The organism is Mesorhizobium sp. M0296 (genome assembly GCF_040321675.1).
Lineage (GTDB): Bacteria > Pseudomonadota > Alphaproteobacteria > Rhizobiales > Rhizobiaceae > Mesorhizobium.
The window spans coordinates 1-9,125 of sequence record NZ_JAMYRZ010000056.1 but is presented as its reverse complement, the minus strand read 5'-3'; the positions used below and the strand labels follow the sequence as shown (position 1 = coordinate 9,125).

Here is a 9,125-nt window from a genome sequence, read left to right as displayed (position 1 = left end):
TTTCCTCAGTTTTGTTTGATTTCCGAACCCTTCATGACAATGTCACCGGACGCTTTGGCGAATATCTTGCCGCTGCCGGTTATTGTTATGTCCTTTCCTTTGATGCCGATCGTTCCATCCTTCTTCATTATAATGGAGGCGTCGCCGCATTTGATCGTGATCTCGTCTCCGGCGTCTATGACCAGCTTCTTCCCGACACCAATCGAGCCGTCTTCGGCAATGGTAATCCCGCTGCCCTTTGCTATCTTGAGCGCGTGGGCTCCGCCGATATCGGTGATATCATCCGCGGCTACCTTGGCTGTCCGAGCCTTGCCGATCTCTGTTGATTGCCCACCGCCGATGTTGACGCTCTGGTTGCCAGTTATGTCGATGCCCTGGTTGGCTCCGATCTTCCAACTGTCGGAAGCGCCGATGTCGTGACTTTGGCCGAGACCCACGCTGACCGACCGTGTCGCCCCGATAGTGTTCATCTGCACCGCCCCGACGGTTCGGGTCTCGGCGGCGCCGACCGAATCGATACGAGCCGCGCCAACAGTGATTGTTTGAACTAATCCTACGGTCTGCGAATGGTTGGCATCGATATTCTCGGTCGAATTCGCCACAACGTGAATCGTCTCGTTCGATCCGACCGTCAGCGACCTGTTCACCCCCACCGTCTCGGTATCGTTGTTGCCGATATCCGTGGTCTGGTCGACGCCCACCTTGACCGTCTTGTTGTTGCCGACGTCCTCGTCGAGGTTGTGGCCGACGGAGTGCTTGGCGTCGTGGTCGATGCGGTCGGACTGGTCGTGCTGCACAAGCTTGGTGCGGTCGTTCTTGATCAGAAGGTTATGGTCCTTCTGCGCCTGGAAATTGACCAGTTCGGAGCCGGCCTTGTCCTCGAACATCAGCTCGTTGTAGCCGCCGCCGCCTTTCGACGAGTCGGATTTCCAGCCGGATTGCGTGGCGCTGCCCGGCAGTCCGTAGGGCGGCATCTGCGAGGCGTTGTAGACCCGGCCGGTGATGATCGGCAGATCCGGGTCGCCTTCGATGAAGTCGACGATCACCTCCTGGCCGATGCGCGGGATCTGGATAAATCCCCAGCCGCTGCCGGCCCAGGTCTGCGAAACCCGCACGAAGCAGGAGCTGTTCTGGTCCTTCTTGCCGAGACGGTCCCAGTGGAACTGCACCTTCACCCGTGCATATTTGTCGGTGAATATTTCCTCGCCGGACGGGCCGACCACCGTCGCCGTCTGCGGGCCGCGCATGATCGGCCGTGTCGTGACCCGCGGCGGGCGATAGGCCAAGGCGGTCGGGGCCACGCCGAGGATCACCTTGAAGTTTTCGCTTTCGACATCGGCAAGGGCTCTGTAGCCCGGATCGAACAGCCTGTATTCGGCGCTGACCACCAGATATTCCTGGTTCTGGTCTTCGCGCGGAAAACCGTCCAGCTTGAACGTGCAGCCTGAATACAGGCCGCGCACGGTTCCAACCGCGGCGATGCGCTGGTGCACCGCCTGGATTTCCTCGCGCCGGATTGCCGCCAGGCTGTCGCCGCGGCCTACTTCGAGATGCGCGCCGGGCTGACGGTAATTTTCACCCGTAGCCAGCTTATGACTGAACGGCTGGGCCGATTTGGCCATCAGGTCGGCGCCCGGCTTTTTGAAGTCATAGTCGGTATGGACATAGGCGCCCGGCCGCACGGAGCTGCCCGGAATCCATTCGGTGATGTATTCGACATCGCGCCGGGAGCCCTGCCCTTCAAAGTGATAGGGCACCTTCTCGTAGCCCGTCGCCGGCTTGAGCTTGTTCATGGCATCGGCGAGCACAAGCGTGTGCTTGCCCTCGCCATGCTCGAAGAAATACAGGATGCCCTCATGCTCGAGCAGCCGCTGCACGAAGTCGAGATCGGTCTCGTCGTACTGGACACAGTACTCGCGCGGCGGGTAGGACCCTTGCAGGCGTTTCTCGAATTTTGCTGTACTGTATTTCGAGAAAACCTCTTCGACGATTTCGATGACGCTCATGTTCTGGAAAACGCGGCAGTCGGTCGTATTGCCGAGAAACCAGAGCCATGGCCTGACGACTGCTTCGTAATAGGCCAGTCGATCCTCGATCCGGGTGAGGCGAAACTCTGACACGATGCCGCTGAACCAGCGCTGGGGGTCGGCTTCACCTTCGATCGAGACGGGGCCCCCCAGCATCTCCAGCGGATCGATATCGTGGCTGGGGCTCACGAACCCGACCGTATAGGCCAGACAACGACTGATCTCATCGCGCCCGACGAGATGTGTAAAGGTCAACAGTTCAGCGCCAACTGGCGTTTGCACAACCGTGGCACGTTGTTCACTTGGCATGGGTCGTGCCCCTCCTCGGTCTGGCGGCCAGCCCAGTGGATTTGAAGATCCTAATCAGGAACTCGAAATCACATCAAACCCTGATGGTTACCAGTCCATTTCGAGCGTACCACATGTTTGTTGTGCAGGCCAAAGCTGACCACGAATAGGACCGACTCGGATGCGAATATTGGGATTAGCCACGCTAAAAACATGGAGTATCCTGTCGGCAAGGCCGCCAGCGATCACACAGGCGATTTCGCATGTTAATCAGTCTGCAGATCAGCAACGTTGATGCCCTGCCCGCTGGCGTGTCGCCCGGCTACAGATCGCGTAATCGCAGCTTCAAAATCGGGCGCGAACATTGCGACTGGATCTTGCCCGACCCTGACAAGTTCATCTCCGGCCGGCATTGCCAGATCCGATACGAGGCAGGCGCGTTTTGGCTGCACGACATTTCGCGCAATGGCACTTTCATCAATGGATCGAGCCAACGCATCACCGGTCCGCGCCGGCTAGACCACGGCGACAGGCTCCTGGTCGGCCGCTATGTCATCCTTGTATCGATTGACAACGAGCACGCAACGCCAGGTCATCCGGAGGCTGACCGAGGTTCGACGCAACGACACATGCCGGTCGCGGCCGATCGGCTGCCCGATTCCGGAGGCGAGCCTTTTTTCAGTTCGGCAGAGCGATGGCTCGGGCAAGCCCCGCCATCGACATCGTCGCTGCCTGCAACCTTGCCTTCGACGACAGACGAGGTGCTGCGGGAAATTGCAATCGCCGCAGGCATTTCGCCGGAATTGTTCCAGTTGCGTGATCCGCATGAAGTCGCTGCCGAAATCGGCGCGGTGCTGCGCACGGTGGTCGAGCAACTGGCCATGCTGCTGAAGGCACGTGCGGCTGCAAAGACATTGGCCAAGAGCCCGCACCGGACGATGATAAGCTCCGCTGAAAACAATCCTCTCAAATTTGTCCCAAGCACCGACGACATACTCGAAATCATGTTCGCGCGGCGCAGGGCCGGCTATCTCGATGCCAGGCACAGCGTCGAGGACGCATTCCGCGATCTCAAGGCGCACGAATTTGCCACCTATGCCGCCATGCAAGCTGCACTCTCGCGACTGCTTGATGACCTTTCGCCGGAGGCGATCGGTAAAAAGCTCCCGCCGACATCGTTTACCTCGAAGAAGGCCCAAGCATGGGACGCGTTTGTCGGGACGTGGAGGAGCATGGAGGAACCACACGAAAACGGCATGCTTGATATATTCTTGGCCTATTTTGGCGAAGCCTATGCAAAAGCTGACAAGCAAAAATAGACCGGCCCAACAGACTGCGGCGCTTTAGCAGACGAAGAAAAACGCATCGGCGCGCCGCATCATGTTCCAATCGACAACATCTGGGACTACGATCACATACGACAGTTCGCCAAGCGGGTAAGCCTGATTGACCTGGGGGTCTGCGGCAAATGTCACATTGTGGCGCCATTGTTTCTTGTAGCTCCGGACCGCCTTGCCGGAAGGACCATTGCCTGCCCTATCCAGCCAGGAAAGATCTGGCGCCTCTCGCACGCGAGCGCGGACACTGCACGGCAGCGGCATATCGGCGATGAGCTCGAAGGACGATCCTTTCGGCCCGGTCCGCAAGACCGTCATCCGCACCAATCCACGACGCGGGCAGAATGCGAAACCAGCCGCAAACGAACCGATTGCGAAGACCGTCGCGCCCCCGCATGTCAAGGAATCGACAGTTTTCGATCCTGACATAGGTCGGCATATGCCGCCGGACTGGACATCCGGAACCATTCTTTATCAGGGACCATCGTCCGGTACAGCGGCCAAAGCCGAGGCGGCCGGGTCAAGGCCGAGCATTCAGCAGGAGGTGCTGCTCGGCGCCGCAGACACGGTAAAATATTCGACGGCAAATCCGATCCTCGCTGGGTCAGCACCGTTGCTCGTCCTGTTCGGGCATCTCAGGCTAGTGCCGGTCGAAAGACAGGCGGCTCCATTGGCCGAACATATCGCCGAGGCGATCGAGAGGTTCGACTGGACGCTGGAGAAGTCAGGGGTTGCCGAAGAGGATGCGCGGATCGCGAAGTTTGCCCTTTGCGAAACTGCCGACGATCTTGTCGGCAACCTGCCTTGGGCCGGCGAGGACACCTGGGCACAGCACAGTATGCTGTCGCGGTTCTTTCACATCGAGCCCACCGGCGGCGGCTTTTACGAAGCACTGAACAAGGTGCTGGCCAATCCTGAGCCACACTTAGACCTGCTCGAGCTGATGCATGTCTGCCTATCCCTGGGATTTGAGGGCCAGTATCGTGGCCTGGCGCGCGACGATACCAGTCTCGAACCTGTGCGGCGCGACGTCTACGAGACGCTTCGCTACTTCAGGGCCCGCGCCGGAGAGGACATCTCCCCCCGCTGGCAAGGCATGGCCGCTATGATGGTGCCGTCTTCGACCCGCCTGCCGCTCTGGGGAGTTGCTGCAGCGGCGTCAGCCCTGGTGACGGCCGCGTTCTTCACGTTGCGGGCGTTCATGACCGATGAAGGCGATGCTGCAGCCAGACAATTGCTGGCGCTCAATCCCTCGACGACTGTGACGATCGAGCGCGCCAGTGTGGTACCCCCACTCGCCAAACCGGTGACAGCCGCCTCGCCTGCCGTGACCGGCCAGATCGACCGCATCCGCTCAGCACTGTCCACGCAAGTCGAGCTCGGCGGGATGACCATCGGCACAAAAGGCGACTTCATCGTAGTGGAGATCAACAATCAATTATTGTTTCAGCCAGGCAAGACCGAAGTGAAGCCCGACTTTCTGCCACTGGCCACACAGATTGCCGCAGCCCTTGAGCACGAGCCAGGGCCAATCACGATCGTTGGCCACACGGATAATGTGAAACCACGGAAATCAAGCACGTTCAAATCGAATTTTGACCTTTCGGTCGCCCGCGCGAAGGCTGTTGAGACAATGATCGCCGCGAAGCTTAGCGATCCCTCGCGAGTAACCGCCGAGGGCAAGGGCGAAGATGAGCCAATTGCCGACAATGCGACGTCCGAGGGCCGCGCCAAGAACCGCCGTGTCGACGTGATGATCCTCAAGGAGGAAACGCTGTGAACACCGCCGGTGGGAAACGCCAATGATGCGTTGGCTGCCGCGGATATTCAGCACGGCCGCGTTGGCCGGTTTTGCGGCGGCGATCTGGTTTGCTGGACCTTTGATACGCTTCGCCGATATCCGGCCGCTGGGACCTGTCTGGTTGCGTGCGACAATCATCGGCACGATCATGGCGACCGCGGCCCTCGTTTACGGAGTGCGCGCTTGGCATGTGAGAAAGGCGCAAAAAGCGCTCGAGACGGTCATTGCCCGCAACGACTGGCGCAATGACGATTCACCGGTGCTCGAGGCGCGCATGAGTGAGGCCATCGCAGCACTCAAGCGGTCGAGCGGCAAGCGCAATTTCCTTTACGAGATTCCCTGGTACATCGTCATTGGCCCGCCGGGCGCCGGCAAGACGACGGCACTGGTCAATTCGGGTCTGAATTTTCCGCTTGCCGGTTCAGGAGACGCCCAGCCGGTGGCCGGTGTTGGCGGCACCCGCTCCTGCGACTGGTGGTTTACCGAAAAGGCTGTGCTGATCGACACGGCGGGACGCTACACCACGCAGGATTCCAATGCTGGAAGCGACAGCAAGAGCTGGCTTGCGTTTTTGTCACTGCTCAAAAAACACCGCACCAGACAGCCGATCAACGGGGTTATCCTGGCCATCAGCCTTGCCGATCTCATCAGCCTCGATGACCAGCAGCTTGACGCTCATGTCGTTGAAATACGCAGTCGCCTGAGGGAGATCCACGAGACGCTGAAAATCCAGTTTCCGGTGTACCTGCTGTTCACCAAGGCCGATCTTATTGCCGGCTTCATGGATTATTTCGGCAGTTTCGAGGAGCGGCGCAGGCGCAAGGTCTGGGGCGCGACATTCCAGACCACGGACCGCAACAAGAACATGGCCGGTGAGGCTTCGGCCGAATTCGATGCACTGGCGATCCGCTTGGCGGACGAGATGCCTGATCGCCTGCAGGAAGAGCCTGACCCGGTCTCGCGCATATCGATCTTTGGCTTTCCGGCCCAGTTTTACGCGCTCAAGGGCCGAATTGCCAATTTCGTGACCAGCCTGTTCGATCCGGTCCGTAGCCAAGTGAACGTCAGCTTGCGTGGGCTCTACTTCTCGTCGGGGACCCAAGAGGGAACGCCGATCGATCAAGTGTTGGGCGCAATCGGCCGCAGTTTCGGCAACAATTCCCGCCCCCACCTGTCCGGGACCGGCAAGAGCTTCTTTTTGCACGATCTCCTGACTGATGTCATTTTCGCCGAATCCGGATGGGTTTCCTATGACCGAGCGAGCGAGAGGCGGGCAGCGGCCCTCAGATATGGCGGCTTTGGCATCATAGCCTTGATCACTGCAGCGGCCCTTGGCGCGCTCGGGATGAGCTTCATGGCCAACCGCTCGCTGATTGCCTCCACGACACAGGCGACGAGCCAATATCGCGAGACAGCCGACGCTCTGCCCAAGAGCACGACGGTCACCGATGTCGACCTTGAAAACGTCATCGGGCCGCTCGACCAGTTGCGCAACATGCCGGCCGGTTTTGAAACCAGTGACTTACCGACCCCGATCGAGGAAACGGTCGGCCTTAGCCAGCGGGAAAGGCTTCTTTCGGCATCGACAACGGCCTACCGGCAAGCACTGGAACGAATGTTGCGGTCGCGTCTGCTTGTTCAGGCGGAGCGGACCGTCCAGGCGACGACGGCTGAGCCCGCCGCGCTCTACGAACCGCTCAAGATCTACCTGATGCTCGGCGGCAAGGCACCCAAGGTCGATGACGCATTGATCATCTCCTGGATGAAGCAGGATTGGGAACAGAACCGGTATCCAGGCGAGAGCAACCGCGAAGGACGTGCGCAGCTCGAAAAGCACCTGCGCGCCATGCTTGCGTTGGACGATGCCTATGATCCGGTTTTCGAACTCAACCAGCCGCTTGTGGAAGCCGCCCAACGTTCACTCGGGCGCATGAGCCTTACCGATCGTGCGTCCGCATTGATCAAGTCGGCGGTGTACGCGGCTGCGCTGGACGATTTTTCTGTTTCGCAAAAAGGCGGGCCGGAAGCGCAGCTTGTGTTCGAGCGCGTCGATGGCGGCGATCTGTCGAAGCTCCGTATTCCCGGTCTCTACACCCATGCCGGATTCAACAACTTTTATCTCGGACAGCTTTCGCGCATTGCGCAGACACTCGTCGACGACCAGTGGGTCCTGGGCGGTGGCGGCGAGCAAGGCGGGATCGATCAGGAGTTGCTCCAGCTCGGCCCCGAACTTCTCGATCGCTACGGCAAGGAGTTCGCAGCCGCGTGGAACAGCGTTCTCGATGGTTTGAAATTCAAAGCCATGCTGAACGACAAGCCGAACTATGTCGCGCTTTCCGCCGTTGCCTCACCAAGCTCGCCGATCGAACAGCTTTTTACCGCGATTGCCGAGGAAACAGCCCTGGCGCGCGACCCTGTCTCCGGCGAAGACTCGGGCACTGGGGTGATAGCCGGCACCCTCATGCGCCAGTACCAGGATGTCGCGGACATGGCCAAGGGCCTGGCTCGCATCGGCATTCAAATTAGCTCCGCAAAGTCGCAAAGCCGTGCCGGTACGGGGTCCGCGAAATTTCGCCAGAGCCCTGGGGCAAACATCGAGGCGCAGTTCAGGTCCTTCCAGGCTCTGGTAAGCGGTCCTTTTGGACACCGACCCATCGATGCGCTGACCCAGAATTTTCGCGACATCCACCAGAGTCTGCAACTGGCAACCGAGGTCCCCTTGCAGACGGAACGTGTCAACGCCAACCTGCAGCTGCAGATAGCCACTCTTCGCGCCAATGCATCGCGTCTGCCCAAGCAACTCGGCAGAATGGTCAACGCAACTGCAGACGAATTTGAGGGCAACGCGGCTGAAATTTCCTTGACGAATTTGAACGAGATGCTCGACCAGGCCGTCACGCAGCCCTGCGAGAAGGCGGTCAACGGCCGCTACCCCTTCGCCGGCGATGGTACCGAGGATATTGCGATGGCGGACTTCGCCAAGTTGTTCTCTCCAGGCGGCCTGATGGACCGGTTCTTCGCACAAAACCTTGCTTCCTTGATCGACATGAGCGGCCAGGACTGGAGCTGGAAACGGGATGCGGGCTTTGGGCGCGATCTGTCGAAGTCGACGCTGAAAAACTTTCAGCTGGCTGCGGAAATCCGCAACGCCTTTTTCCCCTCGGGCGGCTCAATGCCTTCGGTCAACCTGACCTTTACCCCGTTCTCGCTGAATGGCGATGCAGATGCTGCGGTGCTCGACGTCGATGGCCAGATCGTCCAGAGCAACCAGGCGGGTAACACGCCAAGCACGGTGTCCTGGCCGAGCAGTGCGGCCTCGGCATCCGCCAGTCTGAAGCTGATGCCGGAAATGCCGGGCCGCGAATCCGCAATCAGGTTCGAAGGGCCGTGGTCGCTCAAGAGGTTGCTGGACAAGGCGACGATCACCAGCAAAGACGGCACTGTTGAGGCGCGCTTCGTAATCGGCGGACGCGACGTCAGCTACACGATCCAGACCGGTTCCGGACCCAGTCCCTTCTTCCTTCCCGCACTTTCCGCATTCAGCTGCCCGAAGGCGTTTTGAGAGGATTTGAGCCTCACCTGGTGCAACTAGAGCCTTTCACGTTTTGATGGAAGCGTAGCCGGCGTTTGCGAAGTAGTTGTTGCATTCGGTTGCCTCGATCGTTTCAACGA

At 59.6% G+C, this 9,125-nt stretch carries 5 protein-coding genes and 1 pseudogene; 4 read left to right on the top strand and 2 right to left on the bottom strand.

Annotated elements, in window-relative coordinates; all coding sequences use genetic code 11:
- Positions 1-5: 5 nt before the first annotated feature.
- A complete protein-coding gene (locus NKI97_RS32040; protein ID WP_352838299.1) occupies positions 6-2,336 on the bottom strand; it encodes a type VI secretion system Vgr family protein in 2,331 nt (776 codons plus the stop codon).
- A 242-nt stretch (positions 2,337-2,578) separates the two neighbouring features.
- Here NKI97_RS32040 and NKI97_RS32035 point away from each other — a divergent pair.
- Both NKI97_RS32035 and tagH read left to right on the top strand, forming a co-directional pair.
- Positions 2,579-2,800, top strand: a pseudogene (locus NKI97_RS32035) (FHA domain-containing protein); the annotation flags it as partial.
- Positions 2,801-2,944: 144 nt separating this feature from the next.
- Positions 2,945-3,634 carry a type VI secretion system-associated FHA domain protein TagH gene (gene tagH, locus NKI97_RS32030; RefSeq protein ID WP_352838319.1) on the top strand — a complete coding sequence of 230 codons (690 nt, stop codon included), beginning with the start codon at positions 2,945-2,947 and terminating at the stop codon, positions 3,632-3,634.
- A gap of 24 nt (positions 3,635-3,658) precedes the next feature.
- Here the strand turns inward: tagH and NKI97_RS32025 are convergent, their stop codons facing one another.
- On the bottom strand, positions 3,659-3,961 hold the full coding sequence (locus NKI97_RS32025; protein WP_352838320.1) for a hypothetical protein: 303 nt from the start codon (positions 3,959-3,961) through the stop codon (positions 3,659-3,661).
- On the opposite strand from NKI97_RS32025, the gene tssL reads away from it, so the two are divergent.
- The gene (gene tssL, locus NKI97_RS32020) at positions 3,924-5,432 is read left to right on the top strand and encodes a type VI secretion system protein TssL, long form (protein WP_352838297.1); all 1,509 of its coding nucleotides are present in this window, start codon (positions 3,924-3,926) and stop codon (positions 5,430-5,432) included. The two genes, NKI97_RS32025 and tssL, sit on opposite strands and share 38 nt — an antisense overlap.
- A 22-nt stretch (positions 5,433-5,454) precedes the next feature.
- A complete protein-coding gene (tssM, locus tag NKI97_RS32015) occupies positions 5,455-9,015 on the top strand; it encodes a type VI secretion system membrane subunit TssM (RefSeq protein ID WP_352838295.1) in 3,561 nt (1,186 codons plus the stop codon).
- Positions 9,016-9,125: the final 110 nt, after the last annotated feature.

Excerpts from the sequence above, each read along its gene's own strand:
- NKI97_RS32040 (WP_352838299.1), bottom strand. The coding sequence starts at position 2,336 with ATGCCAAGTGAACAACGTGCCACGGTTGTGCAAACGCCAGTTGGCGCT.
- tagH (WP_352838319.1), top strand. The coding sequence starts at position 2,945 with ATGCCGGTCGCGGCCGATCGGCTGCCCGATTCCGGAGGCGAGCCTTTT.
- tssL (WP_352838297.1), top strand. The coding sequence starts at position 3,924 with ATGAGCTCGAAGGACGATCCTTTCGGCCCGGTCCGCAAGACCGTCATC.
- tssM (WP_352838295.1), top strand. The coding sequence starts at position 5,455 with ATGATGCGTTGGCTGCCGCGGATATTCAGCACGGCCGCGTTGGCCGGT.